Source organism: Mesorhizobium sp. WSM4808, from assembly GCF_055811675.1.
Map to the genome: position 1 here is coordinate 119,696 of NZ_JBVVQX010000004.1, position 17,566 is coordinate 137,261.

Here is a 17,566-nt window from a genome sequence, read left to right on the forward strand (position 1 = left end):
AGAGCGGTCAAGCCAAGAGCGCCATCACTTTCCGACCTGAGGTGATGGCGCGACGCTTTTCCGGGAGAGAACGTCTCACACTTTTCCTGGAATTGCTCTGGCCCTGGCCAGCCGTTGGATCCAGCGGAAGGCGTCGCGGCGTAGGCGCGAACCAAGCTTATCCCTGGAATTGACGCCGAGCAGCGTATTCGTGGTGATCAACCGTCTGGCCAGCCGTATGGAGAGATCGGGCTTGATCTGGCCGGCGAGGTCGAGCGCTCGGCTTTCGTCGAACAACTGGCCGGTCACATCGAGCACGATTGCCAACTCGAGCTCGATGCCGGTGGTACGGGCAGCGTCGAAGAGGCGTGCTTCCGCTTCGGGTGATTGCAGCGCCCGCACGCCTTGCAGCACGTCGACGCAAAGCTGCAGCCGGTGGAATTTGTGGCCGCCGGCGGCGTGCACGATGGCGATTGTCAGAAGAGCCGCCGGTGTGTCTGTCGCGTCGCCGTCGATGGCGCGCAATTCAGGGAAACCCAGCGACAGGCGCCGCCGCATGCCGGTGTCATGCACGAGGTCGCCATGCAGTTCGACCAGCAGGCTGGAATTCTCCTTTTCGAGCCATTTGAATTCCTGCAATTCGTAGGACTCGGCCTCGTTGCTGCCAAGCTCGAAGCCGCATGCCGCGATCACCCGATTTGCCTTGGCCAGATTGGCGGGTTCGACCAGGATGTCGATGTCGGTGAACGGCCTGTCGGCGACGTTGCGGTAGAGCTTTCGCGCGAAGACCGGCCCCTTGACGATCCGCGCCGGAATATTGTCCGCCGCCAGTCCCTTCATGATGCGGTCGCCATGATACTTCAACAGCATCGACTGGCCGGTGGCGATCGTTGCCTTCTGGCGCAGGTCCTCCAGTTTGTCTCCCAGCTCCTGATCCGATGGCAGTTGCGCGTCGCCGCTGAGCTTGCGCAGCATGATCGGCAGGACGCCATGGAATTCGGCGTTGTCGAGCAGCGACATCAGCGTCTTTGCCGGCAAATTATCGACGTCGACAGTCGGCGCTTCCGGATCTGCGTAGCGCAGCAGCAGCTTTTCTTCGGCAGGGGTAAGCGGTGGCAGCATCAACCCGGACAATGTTGCGATTAAAGGGAAAGATGTTGCAGAAAAGCAGGGTGGAAGCCAGCTTTACATGCCCCAGCGCAGCGCTGCTGTGTGCACCGGCGTGTCCCAGAATGCGGTCGTCTCGTGGTCGAGCATGGTCAGCGTGATCGAGCAGCCGGCCATGTCGAGCGAGGTGACGTAGGAGCCTACCAGCGAACGGGTCACCGTCACGCCGTGTTTTTCGAAGATCGCGCGCGCGCTGTTGTACATCAGATAGAGCTCCATCAGCGGCGTGCCGCCGAAGCCGTTGACGAACAGCAGCGCCGGACCCTTCGCCCGGTCGCCGAGATCGCCCAGGATTGCGGCACAGATCTCCTGCGCGATCGCATCGGCGCTTTTCAGCGTGTCGCGCCGGCGGCCGGGCTCGCCATGGATGCCGACGCCGAATTCCATCTCGCCATCGCCGATATCGAAAGTCGGCTTGCCCGCGGCCGGCACGGTGCAACTGGTCAGCGCCACGCCCATCGAGCGGGTGGCCGTGTTGACGCGGTCGCCTAGCGCCTTCAACGGCGCCAGCGCCAGGCCATGTTCCGCGGCCGCGCCGACGATCTTTTCCACCACCAACGTGCCGGCGACGCCGCGCCGGCCCGTCGTATAGGAAGAATTCTCGACGGCGACATCGTCATTGGTCACGATCTGCAGGATGCCTTCCGACATTTCGGCCGCCATCTCGAAGTTCATCACGTCGCCTTCATAGTTCTTGACGATGAACAGGCAGCCGGCGCCCGTGTCGACGGCTTGCGCCGCCGCCAGCATCTGGTCCGGCGTCGGCGAGGTGAACACCTGGCCGGGGCAGGCGGCGTCGAGCATGCCGTGCCCGACACAGCCGCCATGCAGCGGCTCGTGGCCGGAGCCTCCGCCGGAGATCAACGCCACCTTGCCCGGCCGCAAGGTCTTGCGGCGGATGAATTTGTGCTCGTCGCCAAGCACCAGGATGTCGGCATGGGCGGCCACGAAACCGTCGAGGCTCTCGGTCAGCACCGTGTCCACCGAGTTCATGAACTTCTTCACGATCGTCTCCTCCCGAAATAGGCCTTCCAAACAATTCCAGGAAAAATGTGTCGCGGTTTTTTCCGGAATTGCGTAAAACAAAGAGTTCGATCAGCTACCCTTGCCGGTGATGCTGGTGATCTTCTGGATAAAGTCGTTCACCGCTTTGTCGAGTGCGGCGTTCTGCTTGTCGTCGCCGAAATCCGGCACCACAAGCGAGACATGCCGCGTCTTGCGCATGCCTGCCGCGACCGAAATTTTCCCCGGATGCGCCTGATGGTAGGCGGCGAGAAACTGATCGCGCTCAACCGGACTGAAATGGCAGACCGAAAATATAGCCGGCAAATGTTTAGACGGGATCGGAATTGAATAGGCAGGACTGGAAATCTGGGTGACGAAGCTGCGGTGTTTGCCGAGCGCGTCGGCGAGGCGCTGGCGCATGCCGGACGGGCGCTGGTCGATGACGTGCGACAGGATCGTCTTGTAGGCGCGGATCGCGTCCTCGGAGCCAGGTTCGGGTTTGATGTCGGCCATGCCGGCCGCGCCTAGACAGAAACGTCCGCGATGGCCGCCTTGGCCATGGCGAGTTGCGCCGGAGCGACGGAAAGATCGCGCAGGCCGGCCTCGAGCAGTGACGGGATCGAGGCCGGATCGCCGCCGGCATCGCCGCACAGGCTGACCGGTATTTTTTCTTGTTCGCCAAACGCGGTCACGGCAGCGATCAGCCGCAGCACGGCTGGATGACGGACCGAATTGAGATGAGCCACGGCAGAGTTGTCGCGGGCAGCCGCCATGACATATTGGGTGAGGTCGTTGGAGCCGATCGAGAAGAAGGCGGCATCAGCAAAGGCTTCCGGCAGGATCGCCACCGACGGCACCTCGACCATGATGCCGAGCGGCGGCATCTTGCTCGCGATGCCGCGCGCGGCAAGTGCGGTCTGCTCCTCGGCGAACATCGCCGCTGCCTGTCGGTATTCCTCCACAATGGCGATCATCGGAAACATCACTTTCAGATTGCCGTGCACCGCGGCGCGCAGCAGTGCCCGGATCTGTACACGAAACACCTCCGGCCTTGCCAGCGACAGCCTGATTCCGCGCAGGCCGAGGAACGGATTGCTCTCCTCGATGGTGAAGCCGGGCACCGGCTTGTCGCCGCCGGCATCGACGGTGCGGATCGTCACCGGTTTGTCACCAGCCCATTCCAGCACCTTGCGATAGGCGCGATACTGTGTCCCCTCGTCCGGCAGCGTCTTGCCGAACAGGAATTCGGTGCGCATCAGCCCGACCCCGTCGCAGGTGGCGATATCGATGCCGTCGACCTCGGACGGGTCGGCGATGTTGAGTTGCACCCGCACCGCCCTGCCGGTCTTGGTGACCGCCGGCCGCGCCAGGAATGTCCCGGCCCGGTTGCGGCGCGCAGAGAACGACGCGCAGGATTGCCGAAAAGCGGCGATTTCGGTCCTGGAGGGCGACACCACGATGCCGCCATGTTCGGCGTCGAGCAGGGCGATGCCGGCGAGATGAGCCGGCGAAGCACCGAGACCGACGATCATGGGTACGCCGCGCGAGCGCGCCAGCATGGCGACATGGCTGGCGGTGCTGCCCGCCCTCAGCGCGATGCCGCCGCCGCTGCTCCAGTCGGTTTCGAGAAAACGCGTCGGCGCGATATCCTCGCCATAGAGGATGGCGCCGGCGGGCGGCTCGACGTTGCCAACCTCCGACAGAGCCCGCAGCACCTGGTCCCTGATATCGCGGATGTCGGCGGCGCGCGCGCGGAAATAATCCTGGTCCGAAGCATCGTAGCCGGCAGTCTCAGTATCAAGCGCTTGCCGCCATGCTTTGTCCGCTGGCAGGCCGGAGCGGATCGCGGTAAAGGCCGGGCTGCTCAGCGCATCGTCTTGCAGCATGGCGATCTGAAACTCGAGAATGTCGGCGGCATCGCCCTCGGCCATCCCGATCATTGCAGTGAGACGGCCCGTGGCAATGCCGATTGCGGTTTCGAGCGCGGCCTTCTCATCGTCGGCTGTTTCTTTGCCGACATAGGAGCCGACAGTCTGGTCGAGGTCGAACAGCGGCCCTTCGGCATAACCGGCCGAGGCCGAAATGCCTTTAATCCTAAGCGGTTCGGGCATGGTCCGCGCCTTCGTCGAAATCGCGCCGCACCAGTTCGACCAGCGCGTCGACGGCATCATTGGCGCCGTCTCCGCTGGCCCTGATGTGCAACAGCGTACCCTTCGGCGCCTTGGTCGCCATCACCTTGACGATGCTCTTGGCGTCGAACCAGGGGCCGTTGGCGGCAAGCGCGATTTCCACCTCGGCGGCAAAGCTCTTGGCCAGCTTGGTGAACTTCACCGAAGGACGCGCGTGCAGGCCCACCTCGTGGGTGATCACAACGGTCGCTTCGGCGGATGCGGACATGTCTTCAAACTTCCCGTTCACTCACGACGGCGACAATTCATGTGCCGTCGCCACCACTTCCCGGAGCGAGGCGCCGCCGGAGGCCTCGGTCGCCGCCATCACCGCGCCTTCGACGATCGGCGCGTTGCAGACGATGATCTTGTGCGAGCGTGGCTCGCCGATCATCTCCACCGCCATTTCCGAGTTGGTCTCGGCACCGCCGAGATCGACCAGAATGGCGACACCGGCTTCCGACCAGGCCTTGTCGATGGCGCCCATGATCGCCTCGACATTGGTGCCGAGCCCGCCATGGCCGTTTCCGCCGCACCATGCAAGCGGCACTTCGTCGCCCACCATCTGCCGCACCATGTCGGCCGTGCCCTCGGCAACCAGCGGCGAATGCGAAACGATGACGATGCCGACATTGCTCATGGCTGACCTTCCAGCGTTTCGACGATCGTGCACACCAGAAGCGCGGTCGAGCGTGCACCGGCATCCATGTGGCCGATCGACCGGTCGCCAAGGAACGACGCACGGCCGCGCCGGGCCTTCATCGGCACGGTCGCCTCGGCGGCCGCATCGGCGATACCTGCGATTTCCGGCGCCGTCTTTCCCTGCAGCAACGCGTCATGCACCGGCTGCAGCACGTCGAGCATGGTTTTTTGTCCAACCTGCGACTTGCCCCGTGCTGCCACCGCTTCGATCGCCTTGCCGAACGCCGCCGTCAGATTGGCGCGATCAGGCGCCGCTGAAATCTCCTTGCCGAGTGCCAGGAAAAGGGTGCCGAATAGCGGGCCGGAGGCGCCGCCGACCGTCATCACCAGCTTGGTGCCGATCGCCTTCAAGGCATCGGGCAGCGGTTTGGCCGAAAATGCTTCGGCTTCCGCGCGCACGGCCTCGAAGCCGCGCTTCATGTTCAGCCCGTGGTCGCCGTCGCCGATCGCCTGGTCGAGCGCCGTCAACTCCTGGGCGTGAGCGGCAATGGTATCCGCAGCGGCCGCGATCAGCCTGGCAAGGTTCAACGCCGCCATGTCACCCGCATTTCCGGTTTCCATGCCGCCCGCAGTATCGAAAGAACGCTCATTCGACAATTGGAGCATGAATCAGGCCGCTTCATGCAGCGCGGCCGCCGCCGCGAAAACCTCGGCCACTGCATAGGCGCCGGGGTCGGCCACGCCTTGCAGCTTGCTGCCGACATAGGCGGACCGCCCGGATTTTGCCCTGTCCATGGCAGCGGTGGCCTCGGCGCCACGTCGGGCCGCCACAGCCGCTTCTTCCACGCTCCTGGCATCGAGCGCTCTGAGGGCAGGCTCCAGGGCATCGACCATCGTGCGATCCCCCATCCTTGCGCCGCCATAGAAAGTCATTCGCTCGAGGCCGGCAAGCAGCGCCTTGGCCAGGTTTGCGCCGCTCTCCAGAGCTTGCGCCGCGGCGGTGAAGAAGATCGACAGCAGCACGCCGCTGGAGCCGCCCATCGAGGCGCTCAAAATGTCACCTATCGCGCCAAGGGTCGCCGCCGGCTCGGCAAGCGGCAGCGCATCAAGCCGCTCGAGAACACTGCGCGCGCCGGTCGCCACCGTCGAGCCGGTGTCGCCGTCGCCTGTTTTGGCGTCCAATCCGTTCAAAGTCGCTTCGAGCGCGATCAGCCGTTCGCAGACCGTGACGACTAGACGCTTCGTGCGCGCATCCTGGCTGGGCTTGCGTGCCGCGCTCTGTCCGGCCGCTTTCGCCATCGGCACGACGGCAGGTGAAACAACCGGCTTTGCCGGCATCCAGGCGTGCGGACCGACCGGCGCCTGCAAGGCGGTTTCGCGCGCCGCATCCAGCCGGATCAGCGACAGCGAGAAGCCGTTCATGTTGAGCGCCGTCATCAGCGGGCCCGGGCCGATCGTCAGCTTGATGGTCTTGGCGAGCGGCGATGCAAGCACCGCATTGGCGACGACAGACATTTCGAGCGGCGGCACGGAGCCGAGATTGTTGATCAGCAAGGCGTAGGTGGCCTCGGGATCAAGCCGTGCCGCGAGGCGCTCCACCATGATCGCCACCAGTCTGTCGGCACTCTGCACCGCAATCCTTTCGACGCCCGGCTCGCCATGAATGCCGAGGCCGAGTTCACCATCGTTCTCGCCAAACCTGTCTTCGTGCGGCTGGCCGGGGATCGAGCAGGACGACAGCGACATGCCGAGCGAAACGATATCCTTCGCCGCCGCGCGAGCGGCCGTTGCGACGAATGCCAGATCGTGGCCGGCCGCCGACAGATGGCCTGCGATCTTGTGCACGAACAAGGTGCCGGCAACGCCGCGCGGCTGGGTGATATCAGGCAGCGCGACGTCGTCGGCGACGATCACCATCTCTACATGAAATCCTTCGGCGCGCGCCTTCTCGGCGGCCAGGCCGAAATTGAGGCGGTCGCCGGTGTAGTTCTTGACGATCAACAGACAGCCGGCCGGGCCGGTGACTGCGCGAATGGCGGCCAGCACGGCTTCGACGCTCGGCGAGGCAAAGATCTCGCCTGAGACCGCCGCCGTCAGCATGCCTTTGCCGACGAAGCCGGCATGGGACGGCTCGTGCCCGGCCCCGCCGCCGGAGACGACACTGACTTTCGTCTTGTCCCAGTCGGCGCGCAGGATGACCTTGATCTCGGGATAGCCGTCGAGGCGCGCGAGATCGCCTGATCCGATGGTCCGCAACAGGCCGTCGAGCGCCTCGGTGACGATCGTTTCCCTGCGATTGAAAAAGTGCTTCATCGAATTCGTCCCATACTGGCAAAGTCAAAACCGGTGCTGAATCACCGAAAACCGCTCACATCAATCGCTGTCCATCGGCGCCGAAATACAGCGGCGCCCGGTAGCGGATCACCACTTTGTCGCCCTGCGCCAGATCCGTGTCGGGATCGGTCAGCGTCACCAGTTTCTTGGTCCCCACCGTCACATGCAAATGGTTCTGATCACCGAGATGCTCGACCCAGTCGACGACGCCGTCGGCATGACCATTCGCAGCCTTCGCGATCGAAAGATGTTCGGTGCGCGCGCCGATCGTCTTGGTCCCGGCTGGCGCGCCGGCATCAGGCAGCAGTCCGGTCGGCAGAAGATTGATCGCCGGTTGGCCGAGCCTTGCCGCGACATGAAGGTTTGCCGGCTCGGAATAGATGGTGCGCGGCGAACCGATCTGCACCAGCACGCCCTCGGTGAGGATGCCGATGCGGTCTGCCATCGTCATCGCCTCGATCTGATCATGCGTGACATAAAGCATGGTGGCGCCGAGTTCGGTCTGGATGCGCTTCAGCTCGAGCCTGAGATCGCCGCGCAGCTTGGCATCGAGCGACGACAGCGGCTCGTCCATCAGATAGATCGAAGGCTTGCGCACCAGCGCGCGACCGATGGCAACGCGCTGCATTTCGCCGCCCGAAAGCTTGGTCGAGCGATTGGCGAGCTTGTGATGGATGCGCACCATCTTCGCCACCTCCTCGACCCGGCGGCGGATCTGGTCCTCCGGCATTTTCCGCGCCGGCGAGCGCAGCGGGAAGGCGAGGTTGTCGAATACCGACAGATGCGGATAGAGCGAATACTGCTGGAAGACGAAGGCGGTGTCACGCTCGGCCGGCGACAGCGTCGTGGCGTTGTGTCCACCGATCTCGATCGTGCCGGTATCCGGCCGTTCCAACCCGGCGATGAGCCGCAGCGTCGTTGTCTTACCGGCCCCGGTCGGCCCGAGCAGCACGACGAATTCGCCATCTGCTATGTGCAGGTCGAGGCCGTTGACGGCGGCATGATCGCCGAAACTCTTGGTCGCGTTCTTGATGTGCACCTCAGCCATGCTGGGTCCTCCGCTCCGAGGCGACATCGTGGATCGCGGTTCTCACTGCGCGGCCCGATCCCTTCTCGAACAGCGACAGCCGCGCGCTGCTCAGCGTCAGGCCGACATGGTCGCCGGTGGACAGCCGGATTTCGGCCGGCACGCGTGCCTTGATGATACCGTCCGCCGTTTCGACCGCGACGATCTGCGTGGTGCCGAGATATTCGGTGCCGTAGATGGCGCCGCGCAGCTTGGAGGCGTCGTCGAAGCGTATGTGCTCCGGGCGGATGCCAAGGGCCATGTCGCTGGGTGCGATGTCCTCTCGTACCTCCGGCACCGCGACCTTCGCACCTTGCACGATGATCTCCCTGGCACCCTTGGCGACCCCGCCGCCAAATCCCAAAAAGTTCATCGGCGGCGAGCCAATGAAGTCGGCGACGAACATGGTTGCCGGGCGGTCGTAGATTTCGCGTGGGCTTCCGAACTGTTCGATGACGCCATGGTTCATCACGGCGATCTTGTCGGCCATCGACATCGCTTCCATCTGGTCGTGCGTGACATAGACCGTCGTGGCACGGATGCGGTTGTGCAGTTCGCGCAGTTCATGGACCATCAAATCGCGGAATTCGGTGTCGAGCGTGCCGAGCGGCTCATCCATCAGGAAGCATTTTGGCCGCCGCACGATGGCGCGGCCGAGCGCGACCCGCTGGCGGTCACCACCGGCAAGTCCGGAGACGGATTTGTTGAGCAGGTGATCGATGCGCAGCAGTTTTGCTGTTTCCTCGACACGGGTGCGGATCTCGGCCGAAGGCATGCCTTGCGCCAACAGCGGGAAGCCGATGTTCTTGCGCACGTTCATGTGCGGATAGAGCGCGAACAGCTGGAAGACGAAGGCGATGTCGCGCTCGCGTGCCCGCAGCATGGTGACGTCGTCGCCGCCGAGCAGGATCTGGCCGCCGGTCGGCAGTTCGAGCCCGGCGATCATGCGCAAGGTCGTCGTCTTGCCACAGCCCGACGGCCCGAGCATGACGAAGAACTCGCCATCCTCGACGACGAAGTTGGAATCCTGCACGGCAACGAAATCGCCGAAGGCCTTTCTCAGGTGCTGGACGCGGATTTCGGCCATGATTATTCCGGGAATTTCGAGACGATGATGAACATCACGGTGCCGGCGAGCATGGTGATGAAGGAGTAGGTGTAGAGCGACAGCGCGAAGGGCTGGAACAGCATCAGGAAGCCGATGGCGATCAGCGCCGTGGCGATGTTTTCCATCAGCCCGCGCCTGGCCCAGACCGGCCAGCGCGACTTGCGTTTCTGAGGCTTGGTCATGCTCATTTGCGCACCGCGCCGAAGGTGATGCCGCGCAGCAATTGCTTGCGGAGCAGAATGGTGAAGACCAGGATCGGCACCAGGAAGATCGTCGTGCCGGCCGCGACCGCCGGCCAGTCCTGGCCGCCTTCGCCGATGATGGTTGGGATGAAGGGCGGCGCGGTCTGCGCGGTGCCCGAGGTCAGGAGTGCCGCGAACGCATACTCGTTCCAGGCGAAGATCAGGCAGAAGATCGCGGTCGCTGCAATGCCGGTCGTCGCTTGCGGCAGCACGGTGCGCCAGAAGGCCTGCAGCCGTGTATAGCCGTCGATCATCGCCGCCTCTTCGTACTCGCGCGGGATTTCGTCGATGAAGCCTTTCAGCAGCCACACCGCCAGCGAAACATTGACCGCCGTGTAGAGCAGGATCATGCCGAGCGCCGTGTCCGACAGGCCAAGCTCGCGGTACATCAGATAGATCGGAATGGCGACGGCGATCGGCGGCATGAAGCGCGTCGACAGGATGAAGAACAAAAGGTCGTCGGCGAGCGGCACCTTGAAGCGTGAGAAGCCGTAGGCCGACAGCGTGCCGAGGAAGACGGCGCAGAAAGTCGAGCCGAAGGCGATGATCAGCGAATTGACGAAGCGCGGCAGGAAGTTGGACGGGCCGGCGATCACCATGTTGCGCTTGCGCGTGGTCTCGTCGCAGAAGCCTGTCGCCGGGCCCAGCGAGTTGATGTATTCCGGCGTCTGCCGGGTCCGCGTCGTGAACAGATTGCAGTAGCCCTCAAGGCTTGGCTGGAACAGGATCTTGGGCGGATAGGCGATCGAATCCGGCGGCGTTTTGAAGCTGGTGGCGAAGATCCACAGCAGCGGCACGATCGAGATCAGTGCGTAAAGTACGATGATCGTGCCGGCGATCCGTTTCGAGTTGCTGCTCGGTGCGACGACCGAATGGGCTGTGGTCAGGCTCATCTCTGCTTCACCTTGTTGAGCGCCTTGACGTAGATGTTGGCGAGGCCGAACACCGCCACGAAAAGAATGATTGCGAAGGCCGAGGAATAGCCGGTGCGCCAGCTTTCGAAAGCCTGCCGCTTCAGCGTTATCGAGGCGACCTCGGTGGTCGAGCCCGGCCCGCCGCCGGTCAACAGATTGACCATGTCGAACATCTTGAAGTTCTCGATGCCGCGAAACAGCACAGCCAGCATGATGAAGGGCAGCGCCATCGGCAGCGTGATCGACCAGAATTGCCGCCAGTTGGAGGCGCGGTCGACCTCGGCCGCCTCGTAGATGTATTCGGGGATGGAGCGTAGGCCCGCGAGGCAGATCAGCATCACGTAGGGTGTCCACATCCAGGTGTCGACGATGATGATCGACCAGGGCGCCAGCGACACGTTGGAGAGCATCTGGATATCGGTCGGCGGAATCCTCGTGACGAAGGAAATCGCGTAGGCGAACAGGCCGATCTGCGGCTCGTAGAGGAAGCGCCAGAAATTACCGACCACCGCCGGCGACAGCATCATGGGCACCAGGATCAGCGTCGTCCAGAAGGCGTGGCCGCGGAACTTCCTGTCGATCAGCCAGGCCAGGGTGAAGCCGATCAGCGTCTGCAGCAGGATGGTCCAGAACACGAAATGCGCCGTCGTCTGCATGGCGATCCAGATATCCTTGTCGCCGAGGATGCGCTGGTAGTTGGCAAAGCCGAGGTTCTTCACCACCTCGTTCGGGCGGTTGGCGCGGTAGTTGGTGAACGACAGATAGATCGCCCAGAACAGCGGGAAGATGTTGATGGCCAGCAGCAACAGGATCGTCGGCGAGATGAACAGCCAGGCGAGGCCCTTGTCGCTGATGCCCCGGACCTTGCGGGCCAACGGTTCCGGCGTCGCCCGGGCAACGTTCTCCGCGGTCCGATTGAGCATGGTGAGTCCTGCTTCGGTCACTTGGTCGTCTCTGTCATGGAATTTATCTGAACTGCGTCCCGTGCCAAGGGCGGCACGGGACGCATGGGTCGAGCTCGGGAGGAGCCGGGTTACATCTTGCCCCAGTTACATCTTACCGTCGTCCTGGAAGACCTGCGTCCAGTCCTTGACCAGGCCGTCCAGCGCATCCTTGGCCGAACCTTGGCCGGCGACGACATAGTCGTGGAAACGCTTCTGCGAGGCCTGCAGCAGCGGGGCGTAGCTCGGCTCGGCCCAGAAGTCCTTCACGATGGCCATCGAGTCGAGGAAGGTCTGCGCGTAGGGCTGGCTGGCCGGGAAGCCCGGATCCTTGACCACCGCGTTGAGGCAGGAATAACCGCCGAGCGACCACCATTTGGCCTGCACGTCCTTGTTGGCGAACCATTTGATGTATTTCAGCGCCGCTTCCTGCTTGTCGGAATAGGACACCACGGAGATGCCCTGGCCGCCGAGCTGGGCGAACTGCTCGCCGTCAGGCCCCTTCGGGTTGACGAAGTAGCCGATCTTGTCGCCGCCGACATTCTCGTCCTTCTGCAGGCCCGGCCACGTGAAGGCGAAGTTCATGTGCATCGCCACCTGGCCGGATTTGAAGGCATCGACGCCTTCGCCCATATAGCTGTTCGAGGCACCCGGAGGCGTGCAGCAATCATAGAGCGCCTTGTAGAACTCCAGCCCCTTCACCGACTTGTCGGAGTTGACGAAGCCTTCCATCTCGTAGGGCTTTTTGGGGTTTTCGTACTGGAAGCCATAGCTGTAGAGCACGTCCATGGCGCCCATGGTGATGCCTTCAGAGCCGCGCTCGGTGTAGATCGAGGCGCCGTAGACGGTCTTGCCGTCGATCTCACGCTTCTGGAAGAACTCGGCGACCTGCTTCAACTGGTCGAAAGTGGTCGGCGGGCCGAGATCCCAACCGTACTTCTCCTTGAATTCCTTCTGCAGTTCCGGCTTGGAGAACCAGTCCTTGCGATAGGTCCAGCCGACGACGTCGCCCATGGCCGGCAGCGCCCAGTAGTTCGGCGTGTTCTTCGGCCATTCCGAATAGCCGACGACGGTTGCCGGCACGAAATCGTCCATGCTGATCTTCTCCTTGTCGAAGAAGTCGTTCAGCTTGACGTAATGGCCGTTCTCGGCAGCGCCGCCGATCCACTGGCTGTCGCCGATGATCAGGTCGCACAATTTGCCGTGCGAGTTCAGCTCGTTGAGGAAACGGTCGGCATAGTTGGTCCATGGCACGAACTCGAATTTCATGCCGATGCCGGTTTCCTTGGTAAAATCCTTGGACAGTTCGACAAGCGCGTTGGCCGGGTCCCAGGCGGCCCAGCACAGCGTCAGGTCTTCAGCGTGCGCGACGTTCGAGACGGCTGTCGACGCTGTGATCGCCGAGGTCAGTCCCAACGCCAGTTTCAAGCTCGATTTCATGACTTCCTCCCATTTGCGAAACGCGCCCGGATGACGGTTTCAAAAAGCCCTCAACCCCTCTCCTCAGGGGCCCAAACATGGCTGCGCGGTTACGCTGCGGATGTTTAGTAATTTGTTTAGTGATGCAATTTTTACTAAACAAAGCAAGCGAATTCGTTGCTGCGCCGCAGCATGCTTATCGCGATGTCTGAAAACGTTGGAGAAGCGCGGCTCGCTGGTCGGCTTACCGAAGCTGTTCAGGCCGATTGTGACCAGGACGTGGGGTCGCCTCGGCTTCTCAACCGACCCTTCTGGTGCTCACCATCACCTTCCGGATCGGCGGTGCCGGCGGCAGCAGCATACGGATATCGGCAAACGGGAACGACGGTTCGAAGCGGAAGGCTTCGGCCGAGGAGCCTTGCGCGCCGTTGCACTGGCCGGCGCGAAAGGCGTTCTGTGTCCGCGCGATGTCGACGAAGCGGTCGGGATCCTGCGACTGATGCATTCGGATCGCTTCGGCCTTGACGTCGGCATGGGCGGAAATGTCGACATAGTGCGTCGGCGAAAAACCGGTGCCGCCCATCGTGTCGGCATGCAGCACCGGGACGGCGAAAGACGCCGCGATGCGCACGCCGTCCGACAGCGCGCGATGGTCGGCATGATAGTCGTTGGGCGCATGCGTGATCACCAGATCCGGGCCGGTTTGACCAATCAGTGCTTTCAGAGCTCCGATCAGCGCTGCATCGGCCACCAACTCGCCGTCCGGAAAGTCGAGGAAGCGTGGCATTGCGCCTACCAGCGCAGCCGCGGCCGTTGCTTCATCGCGACGGACACGAGCGAGAACAGCGGGATCACTCGTGCCGCCCCTGGCACCATCCGTGGCCATGGCAAAAGTGAGCTCTGCGCCTTGCGCGGCATAGGCGGCCATCGTACCGAACATGAAGATCTCGATGTCGTCCGGATGGGCACCGAGCGCCAGGATTTTCAAATCACTCTCTCCCCGGAACTGGAACAACGTGACGAACGGAATCCTGCTCGCCCTGATCGCCTACGCAAGCTATTCGGGCAGCGATGCCGTTGTCAAAAGCCTGGGCGGTCAACTCACGATCTTCGAGATCGGCTTTTTCATAACTTTGTTCGCGGGCTTCTTCCTATTCTTCACGCGACCTGCGGGCGAACGCTGGCGCGATTTCTGGCGCACCAAAAGACCATGGGCGGTGCAGGCGCGCGCCTGGGCGGGCATCGCTTCCGGCGTGCTCAGCGTCTACGCCTTCACCACCATTCCTCTGGCCGAGTCCTATGCGCTGATCTTCCTGGCGCCGCTCTGCGTCACCATTCTCTCCACGGTGATCCTCAAGGAGAAGGTCGGCCCCTGGCGCTGGCTGGCGGTGGTCGCCGGTTTCGCCGGCGTCATGCTGGTGGTGCGGCCTGGCTTTCGCGAACTCAATCTCGGCCATCTTGCCGCCTTCGGCGTTGCTTTCCTCGCGGCCACCAGCGTCATCCTGATGCGCTCGCTGGCGCAGCAGGAAAAGCGCACCACCATGCTCGGCGTGCTGGTCGGTTGCGGCCTGCTGTTCAACGGCATCGGTGCCGCCGCCACCGCCTTCACTGTTCCCAGCGGAAAGCAGTTGCTGTGGCTGGCAATGGCCGGTGCCTTCACCGCGGGTGGACAATTCCTGCAGCTGCTGGCCATGAAATACGCGCCCGCCAACCGCGTCGCGCCGACGCATTATTCGCAGATCGCCTGGGCGGTGATCCTCGGCGCGTTGTTCTTCCAGGAATATCCGGACGGGCTGTCGCTGGTTGGCCTGGCGGTCGTTGGCGGCGCCGGCCTTTTGACCATGGTTCGTGAGGAAGCGCGGCTGGGCACCGTGCGCTGGAACCCGTTTTCGCGCACCCGGCTTTAAACCGACTCTGGTTGCGCCTTGGCCGTAACCGCTGATATGCGGGCGCCATGACCACAAAACCCCTGCCGGAGCTTCCTGTATCCGCCGTGCTGCCGGCGCTGAGGGAAGCGCTGGGCCATGGCAACAGCGCCGTGCTGGTGGCGCCGCCGGGCGCCGGCAAGACGACGCTGGTGCCGCTGGCGCTGCTTGACGCGCCTTGGCTCGGCGCCGGCAAGATCATCCTGCTTGAACCGCGCCGGCTCGCCGCCCGCGCCGCCGCCCGCCGGATGGCTGAATTGCTTGGTGAGGAACCTGGCGCCACCGTCGGCTATGCCATGCGCATGGAAAACCGCATTTCGGCAAAGACCAGGATCGTGGTCGTCACCGAAGGCGTGCTGGCGCGCATGATCCTCGACGATCCCGAACTGCCCGGTGTTTCGGCTGTCATCTTCGACGAATTCCACGAGCGCTCGCTTGACGGCGATTTCGGTCTCGCGCTGGCGCTCGACGTGCAAGGGGCGCTCAGGCCGGATCTGCGCTTGGCAGTGATGTCGGCGACGCTCGACGGCGCGCGTGTCGCCAAACTCATGTCGGGCGCGCCGGTGATCGAGAGCGAGGGCCGCGCCTTTCCCGTCGAAATCCGCTATGACGAAAGGCCGGCCGGCATCGCCATCGAGGACGCCATGGCAAAGGCGATCCGCGCCGCCCTCGCCGACGAAAGCGGCAGCGTGCTTGCTTTCCTGCCCGGCCAGCGCGAGATCGAGCGCACCGCCGAACGGCTGGCCGGCAAGGTCGGCACCGATACCGACATCGTCCCGCTCTACGGCATGCTCGACGGCAAGGCGCAGGACGCGGCGATCAAGCCGCAGCCGGCCGGCCGCCGCAAGGTGGTGCTGGCCACCTCGATCGCCGAAACCTCGATCACCATCGACGGCGTGCGCGTCGTCATCGATTCGGGCCTGTCGCGGCTGCCGCGCTATGAGCCGGCCAGCGGCCTCACCCGGTTGGAGACCGTGCGCGTCAGCAAGGCTTCCGCCGACCAGCGCGCCGGCCGTGCCGGGCGCACGCAGCCAGGCGTCGCCATCCGGTTGTGGCGGGCCGAGCAGACGGCTGCACTCCCCGCCTTCACGCCGCCGGAAATCCTTGAGGCCGATCTGTCCGGACTGCTGCTCGATTGCGCTGCCTTCGGCGTTGCCGATCCGGCAGGGCTCGCTTTTCTCGATCCGCCGCCTGTTCCGGCCCTTAATGAGGCAAGGGGGCTACTACGCGCGCTGGATGCCATCGACGACATGGGGCGCCTGACGGACGCGGGTGCAGCGATGCGCAAGCTCGCCCTGCCGGTGCGGTTGGCGCACATGGTTGCCGAGGCAACCGGCAGCGGCCATGCCTTCGAGGCGGCGATGCTTGCCGTGCTGCTCACCGAACGCGGCCTTGGTGGCGACGGCGCCGATCTGGAGCGGCGGCTGATGCGTTTTCGTGGGGAAAAATCGCCACGCGCTACAGCCGCCAAGCAGCTCGCCGAACGGCTGGCGAGGCAGGCTGGCGAGGCGAAGGGCAGCGAAGCTGCGGCAGCCGGTCCCCTGCTCGTCCACGCCTGGCCGGATCGGGTGGCGAAGGCGCGCGGCGAGCGTGGCCGTTTCGTGCTGGCCAACGGCTCCGGCGCCATGCTCGACGCCGCCGATCCGCTGGCGGGCGAGCCGTTTCTGGTCGTCGCCGACCTGCAGGGCAAGGCACAGAATGCGCGCATCACGGCGGCGGCAGCGATCGGCGAGGACGATGTCCGCGCCGCGCTGGCGGACAGGATCGAGGTCCGCCGTGAAACGAGCTTCGACCGCGACAAGCGCGCCGTGCGCGTCCGCGAAACCGTGCGCCTTGGCGCCATCACGCTTGCCGAACGCATGCTGCCGCCGCCAATCGGTGCTGACGCCGACCGCGCCGTCCTCGACGCGGTGCGCCAGCACGGGCTGTCGCTGCTGAATTGGAGCAAGGAGGCGCAAACGCTGCGCCAGCGGCTTGGCTGGTTGCATCGCGGCCTTGGCGCGCCCTGGCCCGATATGGCGGATGACGCCCTCATCGAGTGCCTCGACGACTGGCTGCTGCCTTACCTGTCCGGCGCGGCATCGCTTGCCGCCATCGATGCGGGCGTTGTCTCGGCCGGGCTGGCCAGCCTCGTGCCACACGATCTGCAGCGCAGGATCGATACGCTGGCGCCGACCCATTTCGATGCTCCGTCGGGCAGCCATGTGCCGATCCGCTATGACGGCGAATGGCCGGTGCTGGCGATTCGCGTGCAGGAGCTGTTCGGCCTCGACCGCCATCCTTCGATCGCCAATGGCGCCGTGCCGCTGACGCTCGAACTCCTGTCGCCGGCGCACCGGCCGATCCAGACGACGCGCGACCTGCCCGGCTTCTGGCGCGGCTCCTGGGCCGATGTGCGCGCCGACATGCGCGGCCGCTATCCCAAGCATGTCTGGCCGGAAAACCCGCTGCTCGCGACCGCCACCGCCCGCGCAAAACCCAGAGGCACCTAGCCTCGGGAAGCTTGGGCGGACCGCTTGGATCAGGAGGGATTCCCTTGAAAATTTGGTGCAAAAATCGACCACTTCGTCATTCCAGGGTCTCTGTGACGGAGCTTCGCTCCTGCTTCGCCCAGGGATGACGACGTCGGGGGGCTTCGGTCAATCGCGAATGCCGA

General features: G+C 64.0%; 17 protein-coding genes. 2 read left to right on the forward strand and 15 right to left on the reverse strand.

The window, feature by feature from the left end; translation table 11 throughout:
* Positions 1-75 precede the first annotated feature (75 nt).
* From AC0L2U_RS08285 to AC0L2U_RS08355, 15 genes are all read right to left on the reverse strand, one after another.
* Positions 76-1,101 carry a nucleotidyltransferase family protein gene (locus AC0L2U_RS08285; RefSeq protein WP_127808132.1) on the reverse strand — a complete coding sequence of 342 codons (1,026 nt, stop codon included), beginning with the start codon at positions 1,099-1,101 and terminating at the stop codon, positions 76-78.
* Between the two features lie 63 nt (positions 1,102-1,164).
* On the reverse strand, positions 1,165-2,151 hold the full coding sequence (gene dhaK / locus AC0L2U_RS08290) for a dihydroxyacetone kinase subunit DhaK (protein WP_473601728.1): 987 nt from the start codon (positions 2,149-2,151) through the stop codon (positions 1,165-1,167).
* Between the two features lie 90 nt (positions 2,152-2,241).
* On the reverse strand, positions 2,242-2,664 hold the full coding sequence (locus AC0L2U_RS08295) for a hypothetical protein (RefSeq protein WP_473601729.1): 423 nt from the start codon (positions 2,662-2,664) through the stop codon (positions 2,242-2,244).
* 11 nt (positions 2,665-2,675) lie between these two features.
* Positions 2,676-4,262 carry a phosphoenolpyruvate--protein phosphotransferase gene (gene ptsP / locus AC0L2U_RS08300; RefSeq protein WP_127808130.1) on the reverse strand — a complete coding sequence of 529 codons (1,587 nt, stop codon included), beginning with the start codon at positions 4,260-4,262 and terminating at the stop codon, positions 2,676-2,678.
* A complete protein-coding gene (locus AC0L2U_RS08305; protein WP_127271907.1) occupies positions 4,246-4,548 on the reverse strand; it encodes an HPr family phosphocarrier protein in 303 nt (100 codons plus the stop codon). The genes ptsP and AC0L2U_RS08305 overlap by 17 nt, the downstream gene beginning before the upstream one ends.
* 21 nt (positions 4,549-4,569) lie before the next feature.
* Positions 4,570-4,959 carry a dihydroxyacetone kinase phosphoryl donor subunit DhaM gene (gene dhaM, locus AC0L2U_RS08310; protein WP_013528085.1) on the reverse strand — a complete coding sequence of 130 codons (390 nt, stop codon included), beginning with the start codon at positions 4,957-4,959 and terminating at the stop codon, positions 4,570-4,572.
* Positions 4,956-5,558, reverse strand: coding sequence for a dihydroxyacetone kinase subunit DhaL (dhaL, locus tag AC0L2U_RS08315; protein ID WP_127811273.1), 603 nt, complete (start codon positions 5,556-5,558; stop codon positions 4,956-4,958). The genes dhaM and dhaL overlap by 4 nt, the downstream gene beginning before the upstream one ends.
* A gap of 72 nt (positions 5,559-5,630) precedes the next feature.
* Positions 5,631-7,274, reverse strand: coding sequence for a dihydroxyacetone kinase subunit DhaK (locus tag AC0L2U_RS08320; protein WP_127808128.1), 1,644 nt, complete (start codon positions 7,272-7,274; stop codon positions 5,631-5,633).
* A gap of 55 nt (positions 7,275-7,329) precedes the next feature.
* Positions 7,330-8,343: an ABC transporter ATP-binding protein gene (locus tag AC0L2U_RS08325; RefSeq protein ID WP_127398593.1), complete on the reverse strand. Its 1,014-nt coding sequence runs from the start codon at positions 8,341-8,343 to the stop codon at positions 7,330-7,332.
* The gene (locus AC0L2U_RS08330) at positions 8,336-9,448 is read right to left on the reverse strand and encodes an ABC transporter ATP-binding protein (protein WP_127398595.1); all 1,113 of its coding nucleotides are present in this window, start codon (positions 9,446-9,448) and stop codon (positions 8,336-8,338) included. Before AC0L2U_RS08330 ends, AC0L2U_RS08325 begins: the two co-directional genes overlap by 8 nt.
* 2 nt (positions 9,449-9,450) lie before the next feature.
* Positions 9,451-9,657 carry a hypothetical protein gene (locus tag AC0L2U_RS08335; protein WP_127320730.1) on the reverse strand — a complete coding sequence of 69 codons (207 nt, stop codon included), beginning with the start codon at positions 9,655-9,657 and terminating at the stop codon, positions 9,451-9,453.
* Complete coding sequence (locus tag AC0L2U_RS08340) at positions 9,654-10,604, reverse strand: carbohydrate ABC transporter permease (RefSeq protein WP_013528079.1); 951 nt, start codon at positions 10,602-10,604, stop codon at positions 9,654-9,656. The genes AC0L2U_RS08335 and AC0L2U_RS08340 overlap by 4 nt, the downstream gene beginning before the upstream one ends.
* Positions 10,601-11,548, reverse strand: coding sequence for a carbohydrate ABC transporter permease (locus AC0L2U_RS08345; protein ID WP_032901495.1), 948 nt, complete (start codon positions 11,546-11,548; stop codon positions 10,601-10,603). Before AC0L2U_RS08345 ends, AC0L2U_RS08340 begins: the two co-directional genes overlap by 4 nt.
* A 126-nt stretch (positions 11,549-11,674) precedes the next feature.
* A complete protein-coding gene (locus AC0L2U_RS08350; protein WP_027039732.1) occupies positions 11,675-13,006 on the reverse strand; it encodes an ABC transporter substrate-binding protein in 1,332 nt (443 codons plus the stop codon).
* A 277-nt stretch (positions 13,007-13,283) separates the two neighbouring features.
* On the reverse strand, positions 13,284-13,973 hold the full coding sequence (locus AC0L2U_RS08355) for a PIG-L deacetylase family protein (RefSeq protein ID WP_127273168.1): 690 nt from the start codon (positions 13,971-13,973) through the stop codon (positions 13,284-13,286).
* A 28-nt stretch (positions 13,974-14,001) separates the two neighbouring features.
* On the opposite strand from AC0L2U_RS08355, the gene AC0L2U_RS08360 reads away from it, so the two are divergent.
* The gene (locus tag AC0L2U_RS08360; RefSeq protein WP_127397038.1) at positions 14,002-14,892 is read left to right on the forward strand and encodes a DMT family transporter; all 891 of its coding nucleotides are present in this window, start codon (positions 14,002-14,004) and stop codon (positions 14,890-14,892) included.
* Between the two features lie 47 nt (positions 14,893-14,939).
* Positions 14,940-17,402: an ATP-dependent helicase HrpB gene (hrpB, locus tag AC0L2U_RS08365; RefSeq protein WP_127808126.1), complete on the forward strand. Its 2,463-nt coding sequence runs from the start codon at positions 14,940-14,942 to the stop codon at positions 17,400-17,402.
* The last annotated feature ends 164 nt before the right edge of the window (positions 17,403-17,566 follow it).